This window comes from Funiculus sociatus GB2-C1 (genome assembly GCF_039962115.1).
Lineage (GTDB): Bacteria > Cyanobacteriota > Cyanobacteriia > Cyanobacteriales > FACHB-T130 > Funiculus > Funiculus sociatus.
On the sequence record NZ_JAMPKJ010000040.1, the window covers coordinates 1 to 23,137 of the forward strand.

The window sequence follows — 23,137 nt, forward strand, 5'->3', positions numbered from 1 at the left end:
CTTTTGTTACTTCAAGATATCAAACGATTCCAGCAGTTGGCTCGCACGCAAGGTTTAGACATTTCTGTCTCTGGCTGGCAGTATGGGTAATTGAGAATGGTGCAAGATGTCAGTTAAAACGGGTTGAAAATGTCTGCCAGTTAGCTTTAGCTAACTTTGGCTTTCAGCCCGAAATTTATTTCTGGGCTGACTAATGCCTTGACCTGAATGATGAACGGTATGATGAGGATGATTTCATTGGGACAGCTAGGCGGCTTTGGGTGCAAGGTGGTTGGCATCCGCCCAAGAGAAGATCCGTGTCAACAAGAGTAGCGATCGCTTACTCACTTTCCTCAACTTTCTTGTGAGTTGCTAACCCAGCGATAAAAGCGCCTAAAATTGCCCCAGTCCACAAGCCAGTCGTGCTGCCTTGCATAAACGATCCTGGCATCACCAAAGCTTTGCAAACTGGCTTGTAGCCCGGTATAGGCAAGGTATGACGCGCCCCATTTTCACACTGTTGGGAGTGGGCAGCCCAGCTAAGTTGTCCGCCCGCGTAGGCACCGAAAAAGCCCGATGCCAGTGCTATAAATGTGCAAATTAGGGTTCGGTTTTGAGGTAGCTTTCTCATAGCTAATTGCTAATAGCTAAAAGGTAAAATATTGAATTTTACCTTTTAGCTATTAGCCTTTTTAGATCAACCTGTATTCCGCATTCCGGCGGCGATGCCGTTAATAGTTAACAGCGCGCCGCGCAGCAATTCGCCTTTACTGTAACGAGAGTGAACAACGCCGGATGCGGCTTGTTTCCCATGATGGCGGAGGCGTTTGAGCAGAGAGACTTGCAAGAAGCCTAGGGGTACGATAGTGCCGTTGCGTAACTGCACGGAACGCTGGAGGACTGGATCGCCTTCCAAAAGCTTTTGATGACCTGTGATGCTGAGAACTAAATCGCAAGTAAGGTGAAATTCTTGGGCAATTTGTTCATACAAAGCTTCAAAGCGATCGCGATCTTCCGGTCGAGATAACTCGCGCACGTAGTGGTGAGCAATCTGCAAGTCTACCTTCGAGAGGGTCATTTCTGCCTTGGAAATGACCATTTTGAAGAAAGGCCATTTGAAGTAGAAATAGCGCAGCAGCTTCAGATTTTCCTCTGGCTCCTCGCTCAAGAACTCTTGCAACGCTGTACCGACACCGTACCAACTCGGTAGCAGGAAGCGGCTTTGCGTCCAGCTAAACACCCAAGGAATCGCACGCAGACTAGCTAAATCTTTCTTACCACCACGACGGGCTGGACGAGAGCTGATTTGCAATTGGCTGATTTCTTCGATAGGCGTTACCTGGTGGAAGAAATCCACTAAGTCTGGCTGCTCGTAAATCAGGGCGCGATAATGTGATCGCGATCGCGTCGCCAACTCTTCCATAATTTCATTCCAGGGCTGAATATCATCAAACCCCGTCTGCAACAAGCTTGCCTGAATTACAGCCGTCGTTACTGCTTCCAGATTGTAAAGGGCTAACTCTGGCAACGAGTATTTAGAAGCTAGAACTTCCCCCTGTTCGGTAATTTTGATCCGACCGTTAATCGTGTGACCTGGTTGCGCCAATATCGCCTCGTATGCTGGCCCACCGCCACGACCTACCGAGCCGCCGCGTCCGTGGAAGATGCGTAAAGCGACACCGTATTCCTCAGAGATTTTCTGGAGAATTTTCTGAGCCTTGTGAATTTCCCAATTACTGCTCAAGAACCCGGAATCTTTGTTGCTGTCGGAATAACCCAACATCACTTCTTGCAGAGACGTTACCATCCCATTCTCTAAACCGTTGTAGCCTCCGGCAAGGCAAGCGCGATACAAAGGCAGCTCAAACAGGCTTGCCATGACTGTGGGCGAACGCTTCAGGTCTTCCACCGTTTCAAACAGCGGCACTACCATGATGCTGCTGGTGCCTGTGGCGGGGTCATATAGACCTGCTTCCTTTGCCAGCAACAGCACTTCGAGAATGTCGCTAGCTTCGCGACTCATGCTGATGATGTAAGTTCGGCAAATTTGCGGGCCAAACTCCTGCTGTAGCTGCCGCAGCATTCGGAAAGTTTCAATCGTTTCGCAAACTTTCTCAGAAAACGGCAGTTCTGCTGGGATTAGGGGTCGCCTAGTTTGGAGTTCAGTTGCTAACCAGAGCGATCGCTCTGCTTCCGTCATCTGATTGTAGGACTTGGGCAGAATTTGCAGGTACTCGGCAATCTCGTTCATTGCGTCCGAGTGGCGAGTGCTTTCCTGGCGCATATCCAGTTCTGCCAACTTAAACCCATAAATTTCCACCTGGCAAATCAAATTTTCCAGGTCGCGGCACGATAAACCTGTTTCATTCAGGTTGCGCTCTATCAGCCGCAGTTCTTCCAAAAACTCTATTCCTGAGCGGTACATGGTGGGGTCTTGGTTTCCAATAACTTGCCCATGCAGGTTTGATCCATCAGAAATTTGCCGATTGCGATCGCGGGTATTTTCCAACCGTCGTTGGATGTATGCCAGCTTCAGCCGATAAGGTTCTTGCCGATAGCGAACTGCCAGTTGCTCGTACACTTCTGGCATTTGCGACCGATCTTGCTCCAAGGAATCGAGCAAATCTGGCAAAACATCGCTCCAGTGCAACGACAGGCTCAATAGATTCGTCAGCTGTCGCAACGACTGGACATATTTCTCTAACACCAAATCGCGCTGATAGCAAGCTGTTTGCCAAGTTACTAGGGGCGTTACAGAAGGGTTGCCATCCCGGTCTGACCCTACCCAAGAACCGAACTTGCAGAAGTTATTACTCGGAGGAGTTAATCCTTTAAAAGAATCTTTCAAAGCGTGTTTCAGGCGCTGATACAGTTGGGGAATTGCATCAAACAAAACTTCCTGGAAGTAATGCAGGGTGTAATCCACCTCATCCAGCACTGTCGGCTTAAATTGGTGCAGTTCGTCGGTGCGCCACCAGAGGCGAATTTCTTCCGTAAGCTGTTCGACGCAGGCTTCCGCCTCCCAGGAAGAACTCAAGCCCAAAGCTCGAAATTCTTCTTCTGCCTGATCTAGCTGTTGCAAAATTTTCGCAAGGCGCTGCTGTTTGCCTCGAATCGTGTGGCGGACGATTTCGGTGGGGTGAGCAGTGAATACTAACCGAATATCCAGATTGTCAATCAGTCGCTGGATTTGCTGCGGTGGCATATTCAACTGGCGCAAGTGGGGAAACAACCAGTGGAATGTCCCTTTGCTTTGTTTCGCCTCTGCCTCCTGAAACCAGTTTTTTTCCAGCATATCTGCGCCGAGTCCGCTGTTTTGCGCTTCCTTCTCCATTGCCGCACTGGACAAAATTGCTGAGTCCCCATCTCCTTGCGGACTAAGCGTTTTACGCGGCGCTGGCGCTAGTTCTCCAGGGGGGTAGCTATAAGTAGCACGGCGGGAGAGTTGTTGATCGCGCTGTTCGTAGTGCTGTTCAACGATGTTAATCAGCTGGAAGTATAGGGCAAAGGCGCGTGAAGCTCTGATGGCTTCGTTTAAGTCCAGCTTTTCAATCACCCGCGAAACTGACAACTCTGGAGATTCTGTGGCTTGCCCTTCTGGCGAACACATCGAACGTAGTTGATTTAGCAAATCGACCAGTTCTTGACCGCATTCTTGTTGGAGAACAGACTCCCACAAGTCCTCAACAACTTTGAGGCGATGGCGCAAAAATAGGTTAGACGTGGAAGCGATCGTCAATTGCTGGTCGGACAAATGGACTAGGGAACTCATAGAGTCTATTCTCGCTCAAGAAGAATAATCAACTAATTTTAGGGGTAATTGTCTCAGCTAGTGGTTTCACTGAACACTATCTAGAGAATAGGAAATAAGGTATAGGGGATTGGGGACTGGGGATTGGGGATTGGGGATTAGGGGCTAGGGAGGAGGAAAGGAGAAAAAGTGGTTTCCTCCTTCCAGTGGTCTACTCTAGAATTTCGACTTGTGAGTGCTTTTCTGAATCAGGGAAGTGGAGAACTGGCAAGCGATCGCCTCGGAATACTTCCTCGCTGCCTTGACCTATAGCTGATAGCAAATCGCTGGCAGCTTTGATGCCCACAATCCCCAGTAGCATTGGCACTGTGGCTAAACTTAACCAGATTCCCGGTGATGGTGCCGATGAATCTGCATCTCTTGTGCTTGACTGTACCTTTTTAGTGGGAGTTTGCATAGGGAGGGTTAAAGATGAGTTCCAGATGATTTTAGGGAAAATAAGACTAACAAGGTGAGATTTTCAACACCTTGGGGGCGCTGATATCTTTAGTTTATTCCCCAGAAAATCAGAGCGATCGCCTTCGCAATATTAGTATGGAGCAAGTGCGTTTACCATTTCTGTTTTCTGAGAAATAGCGCCTCATGCGCTGCCAATGCTTTCAGTGTGTAGCTTAAGGAGTGTCTGCCTTGTGCTTTGACTATTGGCGCTAGAAGCAATTGTACAGACCCTTTAGAATTTTGGGGCTGTTAATACTTGCTGAAGTAGAAAGTATGAAGTATTAAATATGAAGTGTGAAGTGTGAATTATACCTTAAAATTTTGGGTTAAATCTAGTTTTGCCGATTTGGTGATATACAACTGTAGTGCTACCGTAAGCTTCTCCAAACGACAAGGGCTAGGGCCATTGTTCATGCTTCATTATTTCTACCGTCTTCATTTGCAAGTCCAGGGTACAAGTTTGTGATGTTGGATACCGATCAGATCGCCCATACAGGGAGTCAATCCTCCCTCGCCCAGTGGGTTCACCGCGCTATCGGTCTTCCGGAAGTGCGCCTCCGATTTCGCCTGCGGGGAAATAACCTGCATATTCTTTGTGAAGGTTCTGAATGCCCGCCTTCGGGGACAGTTGTCAGTCGGTTTGTGCAAGCACTCAAGGTTAAAGATCAGGCATCTGGGTTTCCCGCACAAGCAGATCCCATCGACCAGGTAATTTTCTACGGTCGTGCTTTAGGTTGCCATCGTCCAGACTGGGTAAAGCAAATTCCTCTACAAGAGCTTAACCCGCATCAGTCAACTGCTGCCAGTAAGGTCGAGACGAGCGACGAGCCACAAGCGACGACTGAAGATGAGCTGACAGTTTCTAATCGCAGTCTAGCCCGGTCTGGTCAACCAGAAGCGATCGCGCGATATTTGGGCGAAACTCTCACTCCTCTGGGAGTTGGTGTCAAAGTAGCAATTAAGAATCTTCCGGCGCGGGAGAAGGGAACAGAGGTAGACAAGGTGGGTTCCTTGTCCCCAATCCCCAATCCCCAATCCCCAATCCCCAATCCCCAATCCCCAATCCGCCGTCTTTGGATTCTTTGTGAGTCCGACTACAGCCCTGATGAGTCCTTGCTGGCGCAACCTGTGGCTCAACAGTTGCGGAATCTGAAGCTGGAAGGGTTTCTGGATGCAGTAATTTGCTCTCAGGTGAGGGGAGAAAAAACCCGCGATTGGCTGCTGCGAGTGGATCTAACTCCCCCAGAAGAAATGCTCAAAGATTGGGCGCGTTGGGGAGACATTCAAGCGATCGCCCGCTTGCTTAATCAAGCGTTACAGCCTGATGGGATGCAAATTTCCGCTGTTCTCAAAGACGTAACGCTGCATTTATTCTGTAGCAAAACGGGAGCAGGAGAAGAAACCGCACCAGACAAACAAACTGCTATGGGAGCGATCGCGCCTGTATTAGAAATTTTGGCACCGCAAGGCATCCAAGCTGCAACAGTTTATGGTGTCGAAACCCACGGCTTGTCGTCAGTACCAGAACAGGAAACGCCGATTTGGATCGACTGGCTGAATTTACCAGCGACAGTGCAACCAGCCTTAACAGAATCTACCTTGAAGCTGGCTCAACATGGCGACTTGAAGGCAATTCAGTTTTTATTGGAACGCTTACTGAATCCGGATCTGGAAGAACGATTAGAAACAGGTGGCATTAGTTTATCCCTGCGTCGCAAACAAGATTTGTTGCACTTTATGAGTGAGGCGCTCATCTGTCCGCAACAGTCGGTTGTGGGGCCACCGATTGCTAAGTTCGTTCGGCAACTAGCGATTCCGGGAGTTGCTGGAGTGAGAATATATGGCCGTCGCGCTGGTAAATCATCCCCCTTATGGCAGATGGGCGCTGATTTTGTGGCTCGGAAGCGATTGGTGCCGGAAGCTACCCCAGAATTTGCCGCTAGCGATGCTTATCTGGGAGAACTTCTCTCTCCCACAGACGAACCAGTTCTGCGTCCCGATGTCACCAAAGAAGATGTAAAAGCTGCTGCTTCTGCCGCATCTGGGAATTTAATCAGGCTGGTTCAACAAATGTTATCCGCCTCCCAGCTGTTTATTCCCACCTTGGAAATAAAAGACTTGGCACCAGCCGGAGCGAGTAAAACCAGTACCTCAATTTACAATTATTACCAAGGTTTCAAAGTTGCCTTGGTTTGGGGCGTGCTGGGATTATTGTTGACGGTGCAAACAGATTGGCTTTTGACTCAAATGCTGAAGTCAAAGCCGCAGCTGGCTCAGTCGTCCGCTTTTAGTGGTAGAAAAATAGGTCAAGGTCAACAGACAACAGACGCAACTTTGCCGAAGCTGTCTTTGCAAAAATCCCCCGGTGCGAATGCCCGTGCATTCAACTCCCAAGGCTTTACTCGCGACGGTGATAGTAGTGTCACGGTGAGTAAGTTAAATAGAGGTAATGCGTCATCCGTGGCAATTCTGGCAGCAGCGCGATCGCCCAATCCTTCTTTTAACAACCGTCTGTTAGACGAAAAGCTGGCTCTTTACCAACAGTTGTTGACCCAACGCCGGGGCGTTCCCCCAGATGTTTTAATTGTCGGGAGTTCTAGGGCAATGCGGGGTATCGACCCGACAGCACTCGAAGATGCTCTTGCTGCACAAGGATATCCAGGTGTTAAGGTGTTTAACTTTGGCATCAACGGTGCCACTGCACAAGTTGTAGACTTTCAACTGCGCCAAGTTTTGACATCAGAGCAATTGCCAAAATTAATTATTTGGGCGGATGGGGCGCGGGCATTTAATAGCGGTCGCGTGGATACCACCTTCAGCGCGATCGCTGCTTCCAGAGGATTCAAGCAATTGCTCGCCGGAACCTTCCCCAAACAAAGTTCAACTGCTGCTCCTCCGGGTCAAACTGCGATCGCGCCCGCAACCGAAGAAGGCGCAAGTGCTTCCTTATCACAAAGTTACCAAGCAGTCAATAGCTGGCTGAATGAAAAGCTGGGAACAGTTTCCCAAGGTTATACCCAGCGCGACCAGATGAAAGCGTGGCTTCGGGATCACTATGCTGCCTGGGTGAAACCAGCACCGCTGAAAACAACTGTTGAGGAAGATACCGAAACCCCCCAAGAAGCCGAAGCCCGTGAAGCCGCCATTGATTTTGATGGTTTCCTACCCCTCTCAGTTCGGTTTAATCCCGCTACTTACTATCAGCGGTATGCCAGAGTCAGCGGCAGCTATGACAGCGACTATGAAAGCTTTAAAATGGATGGCACCCAAGCCGAAGCTATGGATAAGCTGCTGAAATTTAGCCAAGATAAGCAAATTCCGATTGTTTTCGTCAACCTGCCCCTCACCCAAGATTACTTAGACCCAGTACGCACAGAACATGAGCAAGCATTTCAGCAATATATGCGATCGCTTTCCCTACAAAAAGGACTGATTTTCAGAGACTTAAGTCAGCTTTATCCCACCAAACATGACTACTTTTCTGACCCCAGCCACCTCAACCGCTACGGTGCCTATGAAGTCTCCAATCAGCTTGCTAAAGACCCAATGATTCCTTGGATAAAAAAAGATTAAGAAGGCAAAGTTAAAAATTAAAAAGCAGTTTTAATTTTTAATTTCTAATAAACTATGACATTCATTTCGCTTACTTACGCACTTTTCCTGGTCAGCGTCCTGGGTATTTATTGGTCATTACAGCAGCAAAAATCGCAGATGTGGGCGCTGCTAATTGTCAGTTTGGTTTTCTATACCTCACTGCAAGCCCCAACGTTAGTAAAAGAGCAAACCTGGCTGCAACTTTTAGCATCGCCACAAGTCGCTTACGTTCCCCTGCTTTTGGTTATTACTCTAATTAACTTCCGTCTGGGAAAGGCAATTGGAGAAAATACAGCATTAGGACTTTACGCCACAGACCCTAATGAAGATTGGCAGTTCGATCAAGCTTTTTGGAATCGGCAGCGACTGAAGCTTTTATGGTTAGGAATTGTACTAAATGTTTTGTTGCTCTTGAGCTTCAAATACATACCTTTTTTATTGAACTCGGTAGCAGGTTTTTACGGACAATTGACTGGAACCCCGCTACCAGTTGCGGCAAATACCGCCAGTTGGGTCAGCACTAACTTAATAGCACCCTTAGGCTTGAGTTTCTTTTCTTTTGAGTGCATTGCTTACTTAATTGATGTGTATCGCGGTGCGCCAGCACAAGAGCGGTTTCTAAATTTTGCCGCCTACAAATTATTTTTCCCCAAGTTGATTGCTGGGCCGATTACTCGTTATCATCAATTCTCAGCTCAGCTGAAAACCCTACAATTTCCGACACTAAACCAGATTACAGAAGGACTCTGGCTGATTGCCTGCGGTGCAGTAAAAAAAGCACTCATTGCAGACAGATTGGGAATTTTTGTTGATTTGTGTTTTGGCAACTTAGAACGGGCTGGCAGCGGGGATTTGTGGTTAGCGATCGCTGCCTACGGACTGCAACTTTATTTAGATTTTAGCGGGTATGTAGACATTGCTCGTGGCAGTGCAATTCTGTTGGGATTTCATCTGCCAGAGAATTTTGACTTTCCCTACTTCAGTACCAGCATTGCCGAATTTTGGCGACGCTGGCATATTACTCTCGGCGATTGGTTGCGGAATTACCTTTATTTTCCCTTGGGCGGTTCGCGGCAGGGGCTGAGACGCACCTGCGTCAACTTACTAATTGTGATGCTGATTGCCGGGATTTGGCATGGTGCCGCCTGGGGATATGTCGTTTGGGGCGCAATTCATGGTATCGGCCTGGTTGTTCACAGACTCACAGAAGACCACTCCCATCGGTCGGAGAAAGCTAGGAAGTGGTGGCAAAGCTTTCCTGGTCTAGTTGTTGCATGGCTGTTAACTCAGACAATGGTGTTCGTGTCTTGGGTGTTTTTCCGACTGCCGAATCTGAAACAATCGGGTTTGGTAATTCAACGTCTCTGGGGTCATCCAGCTGATGCCCAGTTTGCCGCTAAGGTCTACGGCGAGGCAATTGGTTTGGATCAATCCCAATTGACTTTTTTGCTTTGGATTCTGGTGGCATTAATGTTCTTCGTATATACAGTACACCGGGGTCTAAAGTTACAGCTGAATTGGCCTGTGAAGCTGCTGCTGGTGCCACTGTGTCTCTACGTGGTCTGGGTATTTGCGCCCCAAGGCGGTCTACCTTACATTTATTTCGATTTCTAGAAGATAGAGGGCGCGATCGCGCCCTCTATCTCTTAATGTGCCGTTGATGAGCTTCACGTCCTACCATAACCAGCGATCGCTCTGCTACACATAAGTAAACCTGACGTTACCTATTTATAATACTTAACCAAAAAAACTGGACAAATACTAAGGAATGTAAATATTATTAGTTACATAGGCAAGGTTAAACCTGCCTCATTCATACGAACCTTCAAAACTAAATCACGCAATCATAAACCAATGACCACAACCATTCAACGTCGCGAAAGCGCCAACGTATGGCAGCGGTTCTGCGAGTGGGTTACATCGACCGACAACCGCCTGTATGTAGGCTGGTTCGGCGTTCTGATGATCCCCACCCTGCTATCCGCAACCATCTGCTTCATCATCGCCTTCATCGCCGCTCCCCCAGTGGACATCGACGGTATCCGCGAACCAGTTGCAGGGAGCTTGATGTACGGAAACAACATCATCTCTGGTGCAGTTGTTCCTAGCTCCAACGCCATCGGCTTGCACTTCTACCCAATTTGGGAAGCAGCATCCCTCGACGAGTGGCTGTACAACGGCGGCCCTTACCAACTGGTAATCTTCCACTTCCTGATTGGCGTATTCTGCTACATGGGTCGTGAGTGGGAACTCTCCTACCGTCTAGGTATGCGTCCTTGGATCTGCGTCGCTTACTCGGCACCAGTTGCAGCAGCAACCGCAGTATTCTTGATCTACCCAATCGGACAAGGTTCATTCTCTGATGGTATGCCTTTAGGCATCTCTGGAACCTTCAACTTCATGTTGGTGTTCCAAGCAGAACACAACATCCTGATGCACCCCTTCCACCAACTCGGTGTAGCCGGTGTATTCGGTGGTGCTTTGTTCAGTGCCATGCACGGTTCACTCGTAACCTCTTCTCTGGTACGTGAAACAACCGAAACCGAATCTCAGAACTACGGTTACAAATTCGGTCAAGAAGAAGAAACCTACAACATCGTTGCAGCCCACGGCTACTTCGGTCGGTTAATCTTCCAATACGCTTCATTCAACAACAGCCGCAGCTTGCACTTCTTGTTGGGTGCATGGCCAGTAATCGGCATCTGGTTCACGGCGCTGGGTATCAGCACGATGGCATTCAACCTGAACGGATTCAACTTCAACCAGAGTGTAATCGACTCACAAGGTCGGGTAATCAACACCTGGGCTGATGTAATCAACCGCGCCAACCTAGGTATGGAAGTAATGCACGAGCGTAACGCTCACAACTTCCCTCTGGACTTGGCTGCTGGTGAGTCCACTCCAGTTGCTTTGGTTGCTCCTAGCATCAATGGTTAATCGCTAGTTTTTCTAGCTAAATAAAAAACGCTCTTCCGTTAGGGAGGGCGTTTTTTGTTTTAGGAGACAGAGGAAGCAAAGGAAGCGATCGCTCCAAAACCTGATTTCGACTATCATTCACTATCGGCTGTCCCGTCCATATCATCAGAAGAGCTAGATTGGTCGAGAAAAGCGATCGCCAGCAACCTCCAAAGACTATGAAGCCGGGAAATCAAAAGCGCGTTTTTGCCTCTAGTACAGTCTTATTTAGCTTTTTACTGGCAAGTACGAGTGTTGCCCAAAATCCAAAACCACCCGCAGCCAGTCCAGTCGCCTCACCTACTGCGAAATCTTCTCCCCCACCAAAGCCTGCTGGTATAACGAAGGCAGGTGCCTCACCCACGCAAACGCCCCTGCCTTCACAGTCATCTAGCACAGTTGCTTCACCAACCTCCACTTCAGTGCCAAGCATTGCTGGCAGTTGGATTGCGTTTTGGGCGAGTATCACAGTCGCTTTCATAGCTGGTGGATTTGCATTGTGGCAGTTGAGAAAAAATCATCAGCTAGAACGACAGAAAATGCAATTGCAAAAGGACTTGGAGCAAGAGAAGCTAAAGGCTCAACAAGAACTGGAGCAAGAAAAGCTAAAGGCTCAACGGGAGTTAGAGGCGTTTAAGCATAAAAATACCCTGGAACTGAAAACTTGGGAAATAGAGCAACAAAGGCAGCGACAGGCGGAAGAGGCTGAGGAAGCAGCGAAACGGGAAGAGGAAGCCAATGTAAAACAAGCACAGACTTTTGAGAAACAAGCTAAAGACTACCGCGAAAAACTGGAGGACGAACTCTGTCATCTGAGTATTTCCGATTTGCCCAACGTGCCGTCTTCTCTAAACTTGGAGAGCATCTATGTGCAATTGCAAGTGCGGGAAGAAGAAACCCTGCGCTATGCCAAAGACGAAGAAATGGCAGCACTGGCTGCGGAAGAACCCAGAGAACATCTGCGACGCTCCCAGGTACACATAGTAAAACTGGCAGAAGTTGCCCTCTCACCAGAAGATGCCTTGGTGAAATTCCGACGTATGGTAGTGCTGGGCGATCCGGGGGCTGGCAAAACTACGATGGAGCGGTATTTAGCACTCAAAATCGCTAAACAGGCTGAACCAAAATTGCCCTATTTACCCGTTTATGTGGAACTTGGGAAATTTGTAGAAAGCAAGAAAAATGATTTACTGGATTTCATCGCCGCTAACTTGGAGGAGCGCTACGGCTTTACCAAAGCTCGCCCTTACCTAGAGCAACAGCTGAACGATTGCAAAGCCGCGTTGTTGTTAGATGGACTCGACGAGGTGCTGGGTGGTGGGACTCAGGAAGAGGCTCAAGCCGCTTACAAGCGGGTGGCTGATGAAATTAATCGACTAGCGACGCTGTTTTCTGCTGCTCCCATTGCGGTAACTTGTCGAAAAGCTGGCTGGCACGGAGGATTGAAAGGATTTCAGACGCTGGAAGTTCTGGATTTCAGTTGGGAGCAGATTCAGGAGTTTGTCAATCTTTGGTTTAAATCAAACTCCGATAAGGCTGAAGGACTACGGCAAGCACTGGAAAAGAATTTGCGAATGCAGATGCTGGCAGCGAACCCCCTGCTCCTGTCTCTGATTGCCATTGTTTACCAGCAAGATTTGGAATTGCCGGAGCGTCGCGCTCAGCTATACAATCGGTGCCTGGAAGTATTGCTGCAAGAGTGGGATTCCCATCGAGGCATCAAGCGATTCAGCCAGTTTACTACAGACCGCAAGCGCGACCTCTTGCAGGAGATCGCTTGGCATTTCCACAAGTTAGGGAAACGCTACTTCCCCGAAGATGAGTTGCTGAAATTGATTGCCGATTTCTTACCTACGATAAATATCCCGCGAGAAGACAACAAAGCCATCTTGGAGGAAATTGCTGCTCAGTATGGGCTGCTGAAGGTGCAAGCGTATGGGTGGTATGGGTTTGTGCATTTGACATTTCAAGAATATTTTGCAGCCCAAGCAGTTAAGGACAAAGGCGCACATGCGTTGTCAGAGCTTGTGGGTCATCGCCACGATCCTTGGTGGGAAGAAGTCATCCTGCTGCTGTCTGGGATGATGAACGATGCCACACCATTACTGCTGGGCATCTTGGGACATTCGACAAGTCTAGACTCGTTGCCAGAGAGGAACTTGGCGGCAAACAATGACCTTTTCCACAACGATCTGCTTTTGGCAGCAAGGTGTCTGGCATACACCCGCCGAATTACGATGGTGGGTTTGAAACAGTGCATCATTGCCGAGGTCAAAAATCTGCTGCTGACCTCGCCCTACCCGCTCGACTGGAAGCGGTCAGCTAGAGTCTTAGTGGAAATTAGTGACAAAGCCCTGATTTATAACTTGCTGGCAATGCTGGCAGATAACACCGTTGAGTCAGAAAAACGAGAAAACATTGCTTCAGCCTTTGGGGAACTTGGCGATCAAAGCGTGGCTCAACGCTTGCTGGAACTTTTGGAGAAGGATGCAGAACTAGATGAGCTTGTGCGCCAGAGCATCGTCAATGCGTTAGGTGAGATGAAAGCAACCTTTGCCGTTCCCAGTCTGCTATACCTACTAAAAACCACTGAAGACGAGGACGGTAACACTCAAGAACGGATTTTTCAAGCTTTAGGCGAGATAGGCGATAAATCTGTGTTTCCCGATCTAATGGAGATGCTTAATGACGAGAATTACATACACGGAGGTTGTATCTTTCAGGCATTAGTGGAATTGTGTGACAAGTCTGTTGTCGCTCCTTTGCTGCTACAGATGCTCTTGGATAAAACCATACACCGACATTCAAAGCCATCCATTGCTTTAGCCTTGAGGCAGCTAAAAGATGTATCGTTAGCTAGTTCCATGTTGGAACGGCTTCAGGATGAAACGATTGAGTGGCAAATCAGGTGGCTGTTGACAGAATCTCTTGAAGGTCTGCAAGAAAGTGCAAGCGTCTCGTTAATGGAAATGCTGGAAAACCCAGACCTTGACAAACAAGTCAGGGTGGGAATAGCCGCCACACTTGGAAGTTGGGGAGTAAGAACAGGTATACCGTATCTATGTGAAGCAATCGCAGACCACACTGTACCACTCCACTGGGAACTTTCCTGGGATCAAGGAAGTATCATCTGGTTCGACTATTTGTGGAGCCGGGTGACTCGCGTTCTTAAGAGCTTGGATAATGACTTACTAATTTCGACGGTGGTAGAAACATTTAAGCAGAAGATTACAGATGGGAAAGACGAGGAAGGCAAGGAAGGGAAGGACGCATGGGACATCATCGTTGCTGCCTCGGCGTGTAAGCCAGCGACGATCTCTCGGCAACTGTTAGAGATGTTACATCAACAGGAGTGGCAGTCATCTCAAAGTAATATTCTAAGCAGTCTTTCAGCACTTACTACCAAAGCGTTGGTGCCTGAGTTACTAGGTTTACTGGCAGCGCGCGAAATGTACAATGTCTCTAAGCCAATAAGGGCTTTGATGATTAAAGCAATTGGCAAAGTTGCGGATGACTGTGAAACAGTCAGAGCATTGCTGAAAATTGGATCGTCACTAAACAGCGAAGAGGAAGAATATTTAGCAGAGCCAATCTACTCAGCACTCTATTCAGTCAGCGGACGAGCTGGAGTGCGTGTGACTGCTGATGGGCAGATAGAGGAATTAAAAAATTAAGCGTGGTAAAAGCGATCGCATACTTCCCCTCTTACCTCTGCGTTCTTTGCGTCTTCGCGGTTCGTTTAAATAACAACAGTTGCAGCGAGAAGGGCGATCGCTCCCCACCTGAATAGCGATCGCTGTTAAAATCAAAATTTCTAGCCGACTCTGCAAGTATTATGGGCAACACTTTTGGTCATCTATTTCGGATTACCACCTTTGGCGAATCCCACGGCGGCGGTGTCGGGGTTGTTGTTGATGGGTGTCCACCGCAACTGGAAATTTCCGCTGAAGAAATCCAAGTAGAATTAGATCGGCGGCGACCGGGGCAAAGTAAGATCGTCACACCCCGCAAAGAAGCCGACACCTGCGAAATTCTCTCTGGCGTGTTTGAAGGGAAAACGCTGGGAACGCCGATTGCCATGTTGGTGAGAAACAAGGACACTCGCTCCCAGGATTATGATGAGATGGCGCAAACCTATCGCCCCTCTCATGCCGATGCTACCTACGATGCTAAATATGGGATTCGCAACTGGCAGGGTGGCGGCAGATCCTCGGCGCGTGAGACAATTGGAAGAGTAGCAGCAGGCGCGATCGCTAAAAAAATCCTTAAAACAGTCGCCGGAGTCGAAATTATCGGTTACGTTAAGCGCATCCAAGACTTGGAGGGTGTCATCGATCCCAACAACGTTACCCTAGAACAAGTAGAAAGTAACATTGTCCGCTGTCCTGATGCAGAATGTGCCGAACGAATGATCGAAAAAATTGAGCAGGTGGGGCGTGTTGGCGACTCCATTGGCGGCGTTGTTGAATGTGTTGCCCGTCATCTACCCAAAGGGCTAGGTTCTCCAGTATTTGATAAACTAGAAGCAGACCTGGCTAAGGGTGTCATGTCCTTACCCGCAAGTAAAGGATTTGAAATAGGATCGGGTTTTGCCGGGACATTGCTGACTGGCAGCGAACATAATGATGAGTTCTCTATCGCGGAAAACGGGGAAATTCGTACTACTACGAATCGCTCCGGCGGAATCCAGGGGGGCATCTCTAACGGAGAGGATATCATTCTCCGAGTGGCGTTCAAACCAACAGCGACGATTCGCAAAGAACAGCGCACCGTGACCCGCGATCGCGTTGAGACTAGGCTAGCAGCTAAGGGGCGGCACGATCCTTGCGTTTTGCCCAGAGCGGTGCCTATGGTTGAAGCAATGGTCGCTTTAGTGCTGTGCGATCATCTGCTGCGCCATCAGGGTCAGTGCGGTACTTTAAAGCCTTGAGAGTGAAATGGAAATCAGCCCTTCTTCAGAGTTTGTGGTTCAGTTTTGGGGTGTGCGAGGCAGTATCCCCTCCCCTGGAAAAGATACAGTTCGCTACGGTGGTAATACCTCCTGCGTGGAAATGCGCGTTGGCGGGAAACGCTTGATTTTTGATGGCGGCACCGGATTAAGAATGCTCTCCAAAGATTTGCTCAAAGCTAAGTCGGTGGAAGCTTATATGTTTTTTACACATTACCACTGGGATCATATTCAAGGAGTGCCGTTTTTTGCTCCCGCCTATCTAGAAGGCAATTGCTTCCACATTCACGGAGCAGTCCCACCGGATGCAGACTCAATGAAACAGCATTTCTGCGATCGCGTACTACACTCAAATTCTCCAGTCCCGCTCCAAGAGTTAGCGGCTGACCTGAAGTTCTACGAATTGGTCTGTGGCGATACCTTCAAGGTGGATGATATCACGATTGAGACTGCCCCACTCAATCATCCCAACGGGGCGATGGGATATCGAGTGACGTGGCAGGGACACACAGTTTTCTACTGCACGGATACGGAACATTTGCCGGATCGCCCAGATGAAAATGTGCTGCACCTAGCCCGTGAAGCCGATGTCTTGATTTACGATGCGATGTACACCGACGAGGAATATCACAACCCCAAATCTCCGAAAGTCGGCTGGGGACACTCCACCTGGCAAGAAGGAGTGAAAGTAGCCGAGGCTGCTGGTGTCAAGCGTCTCGCTATCTTTCACCACGAACCCAACCACAGCGATGACTTTCTAGATCAGATTGAAACGCAAGTCCAAGAAGTCTCTCCAGGTGGGTTTCTGGCGCGTGAAGGGATGATTGTGCAAGTAAATTAAAGAGTTATGAATTAGGAGGCGAGGAGTTATGAGTTAATAATTCCTCGCCTTCTAACTTTTTAGCGCGATCGCTCCCAACTTGAAATTTCGACTTAGGATGAAAATTGACTTCTAAGTTCGTAGGAGGTAATCTATGCGATTACAGTATAAAGTCTTGGGAGCGATTCTCACCATCGGGACATTGGCAATGCCCGCCTTGTCGCAAACTGATGCCCAAGTAGGCGCGTTAGTAGAAGCGCTACGCAAGGCAGCACCCCAAACCGGAAAAGTAGACGATGGACTCTTCAGCGATTGGCAAATTAAACCAGCCAACATCCCCCGTTGGTCGAAACAATGTATTGGGCGATCGCTCTCCACCGCAGAATTTGAAGCCAGCCCCTCGACAGCACGGACAATCCTCGTGTGCGTCATGGGCGATATCTTCCGAGAACAGTATCGCGCCAGCGGCAACAATGAATCTCTAGCAGTGCGACGCGCCGCCGCCTGGTGGATGACTGGCGACCCCAACCGTCACAATAGCAAAGACATCGCCCCTTATATCCAGAAAGTTTCGGGTTTCTACCAGCAGCAGCGCTCTAATCCATCCTCTGTGCCGCCTGCTTCTACCCCCTCTAAACCCCAAGCCCAACAATCTCCCTCACCAAGCCCCACAGCTTCACCAAGTCCCACACCCTCACCATCACCAAGCCCCACAGCTTCACCAAGTCCCACACCTTCACCATCACCAAGCCCCACAGCTTCACCAAGTCCCACACCTTCACCATCGCCAACCCCAAGTCCCACACCTTCACCTACCTCTAGCCAGCCACCAGCAAAACCCCCAGTCCCGGCTGCTACTGCCCAACCTGCCCAGGTAACGGACATTCAGATAGCGGCGCTGGTGGAAGCGCTACGACGGGCAGCGCCGCAAACTGCAACCCCTGACGATGGACTCTTCAGCGAGTGGCAAGTTAAGCCAGACAACATCACCAGCTGGTCGAAACAATGTATCAATCGGGAACTAACACCAACGCAATTTGAAGCCAGCCCAGTCACAGCACGGGGCATCCTAGTGTGCGTCATGCGCGATGTGTTGCAAGACGAATATAAGGTTAGTGGCAACAATGAAGCTGTTGCTGTGCAACGCGCTGCTGCTTGGTGGATGACTGGCGATCCGACCCGCTACAGTAGCACCCCCACCGCCCCTTATACGGAACAAGTTCTGGGCTTCTATCAGCAGTTGCGCTCAAATCCATCTGCTACAGCGCCTGCTTCTACTCCGTCAGCCGCAAAACCAACCGTTGATCTGAAATTACTTCCACATCGCTAAAGGGATGAAAAAGTAAAAAGTAAAAATTGCAGAATTACTCATTTTTACTTTTTACTTTTTAAAACTACAGCGTTTAAAAGATTATTAAAGTTTGATATCACTTAATTGCCATTTCCAGGCAGGAAGTAACGCAACCGCCATTGTCCTTTTGTACGCACAAAACTAACGCGGTAATCTGTTTCTTGATCGTAGACATAGCGATTGAGAATCCAGCCTTGCTGACCATTTTGCAGCTTTACTGGTGTCCAACCATCGACAACCTTTTCTTTAACTGCCTTCTGCATACCCTCAGGCAAACTGTTAAAGGTGTTGCCGTCAAATGCTACAAATTCGTGAGACACTACCCCAACAATTTTACCACCCGCTCCCGGCTCAGAACGAACATTAACGTCTTGTCCTAGTATTGCTAGTTGCCCGACATTGGGTTTATCTGGTTTAATAGACTTCAGCGCTTTTTTGACATCTGGACAAATCCAAACGTCAGAACCTAGTTCTTTGTTGGCAACTTTAGCCTGATTGTCGATGGCACAATCTAAACCGACTGCCTTATCCATGTACGCCCAAAACTCAGAGTTTTTGTCGTCAATATTGTAAGAATCTAAGTTTAGCGTACCGCCATAGTCCCATTCAGTTTCTGGTGTTACAAGGGAGCGAATAAAGTTAGCATCCCGCCGATTAACGGTATCTACAAGACGCAGGCGAAATTGGAAAAATGTACTTTTGTCAGGTTGATTATTTTTAATTACACTTGGTTCTGTGGTTGGTACATTTGGTTCTGTGGTTGACGGTGCAGACGGTGAAGGAGAGACGACTGTATCTGGCGGCGTGGGATTCTCGGTTGTCGGTGTTGGGGAAGGTAGAATGTCAGCTGTTGGTAGAGGTGAGTGGCTGTTGCGATAGCCAATTGTTGCTAAAGTAGAACCAGCGATCGCGCCCATTGCGATCGCACATATTATTATAATGTTATAAAACTTCATTGTTCCCCTCCTGTTACTTATCCCAATTTCCTAAAATTTAACTTCTCTGATACTGCGGAATGTGAATTAGTCTTTTTTCGCGTAACAAAACCTCACCATTGATTTTTAGGCTGGCAAATTATTTCTAATGTTTATTCAAGCTTTCAGGAGAACCTATCTTACAAAATTAAGCGCCATTTTTTATTTCACGCGACTCATATCTCTTTTACGGCAATAAAAGTATTTTATTGCTGGACAATCCAATCAATAAGCTAAGCTTTTAGCTTTGACCATGAATTACTACATTCAAACCAAATTAAACTAGGATTGTTTTAATTTTTATAATAATTTAGACGTTGTTCTCAGATGCAGGTTCCCCAATGATGGCGTTGACAACATTAGAGTATCAGCCGAGAAAAATTACTTAAGATGATGTAGCAAAATAAAGAATAAGGTTTAAGCATATAAACTGGTTACTGGTAGGGTGGGCATTGCCCACTCTACTTGCTAGATGGTTAAATTAACCCATGAGAATCACGGTATCAATAACGTGAATGACACCGTTATCAGCTTCAATATCTGCTGCTAGAACTGTGGCATTTTTTACCTCAAAACCATCAGAGCAATCAATCCTGATGGGTGAACCTTCAACTGAGGTGACAGAATTAAGTTTCGCTAAATCCGCCTTCATTAACTTGCCGGGGACGACATGATAGGTGAGAATCCTGGTTAACTGGGGAATATTTTGTACTAGGGTTTGTATAGTTCCCGGTGGCAGCTTAGCAAAAGCATCGTCATTGGGTGCAAAGACAGTGAAAGGGCCAGGGCTTTTCAGCGTGTCTACCAACCCGGCAGCTTGGACAGCCGTTACTAGGGTTTTGAAAGAATCGGCGCTAACTGCAATATCAACAATGTCAGCCATGTGTTTTAACTCATCAGTCGTAAAAACTCTAGTAACAGTTTAGGGTGGAGAATGCCCACCCTGACTTGAAAAAGTGTTGAGTGCTGATTTGGAGATTTATTGAGATGTGAGAATAGGAATAGCGATCGCGTCTTTCTGGTAAATCTTAAAGCAGCTTAACGTGGGCGCAAAGACTATCCTGAATCTGGGAAGGCAGTTAAATCAAAGCTACCAGGCATCTCCTGGGAAGATTTTAGCTGCTGTATCGGTTTCCCCGCTTGCAACAACCCAGATTACTTCCAGCCAAGCGACTCCAGAGGATTAGTATAGAAGCGATCGCTTGACCGTCCGCAGCCCTTACCTAAAATCATCGGAGTCTCAGAAATTCCGACCTCCGAAAATCTAAAATTCAAAATCCTATCCTCAAGCCTCGTACAATTAACATATTGTTTGCTTTGATTCAGGAACTGATTCTATGCCCCAGGCCGTGGGAACGATTGAAACATTGGGTTTTCCCGCTGTACTAGCAGCCGCAGACGCAATGGTTAAAGCTGGCTCAGTCACGCTAGTTTATTATGGACTCGCGGAAAAAGGTAACTTTATAGTTTCCATCCGGGGAAGAGTATCCGAGGTAAATATCGCCGTCGCAGCTGGAATTCAAGCAGCGAAAAAAGTCTACGGCGGCGAAGTTATCACCCACTACATCATTCCCAATCCGACTGAAAACATCGAAACTGTTATGCCCATCAACTTTTCGTCGAAAGTTGAACAGTTCCGTATGTTGTAGTTATATAGCAGTCCTAAATGATTCGTGAAGGCAAGATACCCGACTTCTTACAGAAGTCGGGTATCTGAAGGGCTGGTATATCACCCCACGAAAGCCAGCGATAATTAAATCCGTTTTTCCAGATACTGACCAATCATCTGCTGTTCGCCAGCACGAGAAATGATGGTTTGGCGGGTGCGGTAATTGTCACCAATCAGTTTTAACTCTTCTTCAAACACAGAGCCGTTGTACTCAGTCCGCAAGCATAAAGTTTTAGGATTAGTAAAGGAATACTGGGCTGTCACTGGCTTGGGGGTGGCAAAGCCGCGATCGCGATACAATATTTTTCCCAAAGCACCAAATATTGTTGAACCCTTAGATTCTTTGCGGCCTGTCACTGAGTTTGTACTGTTCCATTCAACGTAAGAACCGCAAATCATTGCCCTTGGATCTTCCATTTCGTGCATTTTTCCTAAACGCACGAGTTCGGGACAACCTTGTTCCAAAAACCGGATGGCGATCATACTTACCATCTCTTTAGTTTCTCCATCCGGTAGCGTGTAGTAGCGTCGTTCAGAACGCCAGTTCCCTTCGGATTCCCGAAAAAAGGCTGCGATTAGGGATTCCTCGGCTGTTTGGGTAAATTGTATCAGTGATGTCACCAGTACCAGTCCTCACCAAAATGAAATGAACGGTTGTGCATAGTGTCTAGTTGAAGATAAGTAGTTTTTTGTAGCATTTGCTACCTCTATAACGTACTTACCCTAACCTTTTTCACCCTAGCTAGAGGCATTTGACCTATAGCTCTAGCTACTTTTACTCGCTTTTAGTTGGCAGTCGCTTTTTCTAGTTACACGTAATCTAGGTAACTCACTTTAGTGTCACCCGATCGCATTCCTTTCTGGCACCGCCCTATGAAGGGAGCGACCTTTAACCTAAAAGGCAAGTTTCTGTTAACATTCTTAATATAGCTAAAAATACCTAATATAAGCTCTACCATCCGGAATAATGTTAAGATTCGATCAGCACTAGCTTGCGAATAGGTACTTGTGTGCTGTGGAGTTGACTTAATAGGACAACTTTAACTAGAAGCTTCCAGGCCACTAGCGAAAACACAGATGGAAACGCCATCTGTATTGCCATTAATATTTTTCCTTGTTGGAGAGAAAAAATGGCACCACGCAGTTTTAAATAAGCTTGTAAATCCTGAAGGTTAGGAATAGAAGACTTGCGCTTTTCACTGACTAACAGATAAAGGAATAAAGTATTGATATCCGTCTGTTTTTGGTAAGAGCGTTTTTTGCGGGGAATTTTGAGTAAAGCAACTGTACCGAAAAGCTTCTGTGTAACCTGCGAAAACACAGTGTCGAAGACAAGTTTAATAGCGCTGAAAATTGTTTTTTGATTGAAAGCTGCTATTCCACCAAATTTAAAATTAATCGGCAATTCTTGGCTGTAGGCTGGGTTGGGTTGATAATTTTCATGGATGACGTTATCAAGCCTTTCAGAGAATAAAACTTGCTTTTTCAGATTTTTTTGTTGAGAATAAGATTGATTTTTTGATAGTAAGTGATTTCGGGTTAAAAGCTTCCATGCAAAAGGATTTAAGACCGCCATCCCAGCAATTTCGCAAGCAGTTAAAATCTTTTTTTGCTTGAGAGCTACCAGACTCCAATGGAGTTTTAGATAAGTTTTAATATTTTGAAATGCTGGAAGATTAGCCTGATGTTCTTGACTGACAAGAGCATAGATTTTTTCTTTCATTAAGATATTGATATCTAGCCGCCTTTGCAGGGCAGATTTTTGATTATTTCCTCCAGTCCAAATCGTGCGATAGGCAAGACATTGATTAAGAAAAACGGCATCACCAAATTGGGCGATTCTAATCCAAGAATCAATATCATCGCAGACATCTAACGTAGTATCCCAACCCCCGGATTTGAGGAAAGCATCGCGACGAAAGGCGACTTGAATAGGGGTGCCAAAAGGGACAAGTTCCAGCAGCATCCCATAATGAATGTCTTCTTGAGGAATATAAAAAGCTTTTCCTGGGCCAGCTGGTTTGGTTCTGCTGATTTCAACTTCATTGACATCAACCTGAGCAGCCTGACAAGAACAGATTACTGCGTTTGGACACAACGCGATCGCATTGTACATCTCCTCTAAACAATTTGGTGCCAGATAGTCATCATCATCAACAGGCTTAACCCACTCCCCGTTGGACAGCTGCACCCCAGCATTCATCGTTGCGGAGTGACCGAGATTCACCGAGTTGCGGTGATAAACCAGACGTTCGTCACCTGACTCACGCAGCTTTTTCGCCAAACTGCTGACATAAGCTTCTGTTTCATCCGAGGAGCAGTCATCAGCAACAATTACTTCACAGGGTAATGTTTGGGCAAGAGCAGTGTCAATTGCCCGCCGCAGCAAGGAGAGACGGTTATAAGTTGTAATAACGATGCTGAATTTCATCCCAGTTCCACTTGGGATACTTCAGCTAACTTAGCCTGTCTTGATGAAAAAAGAAAACGTGGAAAGTACCAGTTTCTCAAATTTTTCAAGCCCATTTCTTTGTCTCGTTCCCAGACTCGCGCCTGGGAATGCTGTCTCTAGAGGCTTCCGCCTCCAGTTCAGTTAGA

17 protein-coding genes are annotated in these 23,137 nt (G+C 47.5%); 8 read left to right on the plus strand and 9 right to left on the minus strand.

What is annotated here, in order from left to right; translation table 11 throughout:
* Window positions 1-319: 319 nt before the first annotated feature.
* From NDI42_RS18000 to NDI42_RS18010, 3 genes are all read right to left on the minus strand, one after another.
* Window positions 320-610: a hypothetical protein gene (locus NDI42_RS18000; RefSeq protein WP_190457535.1), complete on the minus strand. Its 291-nt coding sequence runs from the start codon at window positions 608-610 to the stop codon at window positions 320-322.
* A 66-nt stretch (window positions 611-676) separates the two neighbouring features.
* The gene (gene ppc / locus NDI42_RS18005) at window positions 677-3,751 is read right to left on the minus strand and encodes a phosphoenolpyruvate carboxylase (protein ID WP_190457536.1); all 3,075 of its coding nucleotides are present in this window, start codon (window positions 3,749-3,751) and stop codon (window positions 677-679) included.
* A gap of 190 nt (window positions 3,752-3,941) precedes the next feature.
* Window positions 3,942-4,187, minus strand: a complete 246-nt coding sequence (locus NDI42_RS18010; RefSeq protein ID WP_190457599.1) for a hypothetical protein — start codon at window positions 4,185-4,187, stop codon at window positions 3,942-3,944.
* A 506-nt stretch (window positions 4,188-4,693) separates the two neighbouring features.
* Between NDI42_RS18010 and NDI42_RS18015 the strand changes: the two genes are divergently transcribed.
* The 3 genes from NDI42_RS18015 (at window position 4,694) to psbA (ending at window position 10,759) form a co-directional block, all read left to right on the plus strand.
* The gene (locus NDI42_RS18015; protein ID WP_190457538.1) at window positions 4,694-7,801 is read left to right on the plus strand and encodes a DUF1574 family protein; all 3,108 of its coding nucleotides are present in this window, start codon (window positions 4,694-4,696) and stop codon (window positions 7,799-7,801) included.
* A 54-nt stretch (window positions 7,802-7,855) separates the two neighbouring features.
* Window positions 7,856-9,436, plus strand: a complete 1,581-nt coding sequence (locus NDI42_RS18020) for an MBOAT family O-acyltransferase (protein ID WP_190457540.1) — start codon at window positions 7,856-7,858, stop codon at window positions 9,434-9,436.
* 240 nt (window positions 9,437-9,676) lie between these two features.
* Window positions 9,677-10,759: a photosystem II q(b) protein gene (gene psbA, locus NDI42_RS18025; RefSeq protein WP_190457542.1), complete on the plus strand. Its 1,083-nt coding sequence runs from the start codon at window positions 9,677-9,679 to the stop codon at window positions 10,757-10,759.
* A gap of 211 nt (window positions 10,760-10,970) precedes the next feature.
* On the opposite strand, the gene NDI42_RS18030 is transcribed toward psbA, so the two are convergent.
* Window positions 10,971-11,258, minus strand: coding sequence for a hypothetical protein (locus tag NDI42_RS18030; protein ID WP_348231447.1), 288 nt, complete (start codon window positions 11,256-11,258; stop codon window positions 10,971-10,973).
* A 58-nt stretch (window positions 11,259-11,316) separates the two neighbouring features.
* On the opposite strand from NDI42_RS18030, the gene NDI42_RS18035 reads away from it, so the two are divergent.
* Entirely contained in the window at window positions 11,317-14,451 is a 3,135-nt protein-coding gene (locus NDI42_RS18035) for an NACHT domain-containing protein (protein ID WP_348231448.1), read from the plus strand.
* On the opposite strand, the gene NDI42_RS18040 is transcribed toward NDI42_RS18035, so the two are convergent.
* A complete protein-coding gene (locus NDI42_RS18040) occupies window positions 14,440-14,607 on the minus strand; it encodes a hypothetical protein (protein WP_190457546.1) in 168 nt (55 codons plus the stop codon). The two genes, NDI42_RS18035 and NDI42_RS18040, sit on opposite strands and share 12 nt — an antisense overlap.
* A gap of 5 nt (window positions 14,608-14,612) precedes the next feature.
* On the opposite strand from NDI42_RS18040, the gene aroC reads away from it, so the two are divergent.
* From aroC to NDI42_RS18055, 3 genes are all read left to right on the plus strand, one after another.
* On the plus strand, window positions 14,613-15,707 hold the full coding sequence (aroC, locus tag NDI42_RS18045) for a chorismate synthase (RefSeq protein WP_190457549.1): 1,095 nt from the start codon (window positions 14,613-14,615) through the stop codon (window positions 15,705-15,707).
* 7 nt (window positions 15,708-15,714) lie between these two features.
* Window positions 15,715-16,566, plus strand: a complete 852-nt coding sequence (locus NDI42_RS18050; protein ID WP_190419723.1) for an MBL fold metallo-hydrolase — start codon at window positions 15,715-15,717, stop codon at window positions 16,564-16,566.
* A 133-nt stretch (window positions 16,567-16,699) separates the two neighbouring features.
* Entirely contained in the window at window positions 16,700-17,875 is a 1,176-nt protein-coding gene (locus NDI42_RS18055) for a hypothetical protein (protein ID WP_199311288.1), read from the plus strand.
* Window positions 17,876-17,976: 101 nt separating this feature from the next.
* Here the strand turns inward: NDI42_RS18055 and NDI42_RS18060 are convergent, their stop codons facing one another.
* Both NDI42_RS18060 and NDI42_RS18065 read right to left on the minus strand, forming a co-directional pair.
* A complete protein-coding gene (locus NDI42_RS18060; RefSeq protein ID WP_190457551.1) occupies window positions 17,977-18,852 on the minus strand; it encodes an SH3 domain-containing protein in 876 nt (291 codons plus the stop codon).
* A 499-nt stretch (window positions 18,853-19,351) separates the two neighbouring features.
* The gene (locus tag NDI42_RS18065) at window positions 19,352-19,753 is read right to left on the minus strand and encodes a fasciclin domain-containing protein (protein ID WP_190419719.1); all 402 of its coding nucleotides are present in this window, start codon (window positions 19,751-19,753) and stop codon (window positions 19,352-19,354) included.
* Window positions 19,754-20,207: 454 nt separating this feature from the next.
* Between NDI42_RS18065 and NDI42_RS18070 the strand changes: the two genes are divergently transcribed.
* Window positions 20,208-20,519, plus strand: a complete 312-nt coding sequence (locus NDI42_RS18070) for a carbon dioxide-concentrating mechanism protein CcmK (protein ID WP_190457554.1) — start codon at window positions 20,208-20,210, stop codon at window positions 20,517-20,519.
* A gap of 104 nt (window positions 20,520-20,623) precedes the next feature.
* Here the strand turns inward: NDI42_RS18070 and NDI42_RS18075 are convergent, their stop codons facing one another.
* A complete protein-coding gene (locus NDI42_RS18075; RefSeq protein ID WP_190457556.1) occupies window positions 20,624-21,160 on the minus strand; it encodes a phycobiliprotein lyase in 537 nt (178 codons plus the stop codon).
* A gap of 349 nt (window positions 21,161-21,509) precedes the next feature.
* Window positions 21,510-22,970 (minus strand): glycosyltransferase family 2 protein, encoded by a 1,461-nt coding sequence (locus tag NDI42_RS28935; protein WP_190457558.1) that lies wholly within the window; start codon window positions 22,968-22,970, stop codon window positions 21,510-21,512.
* Window positions 22,971-23,137: the final 167 nt, after the last annotated feature.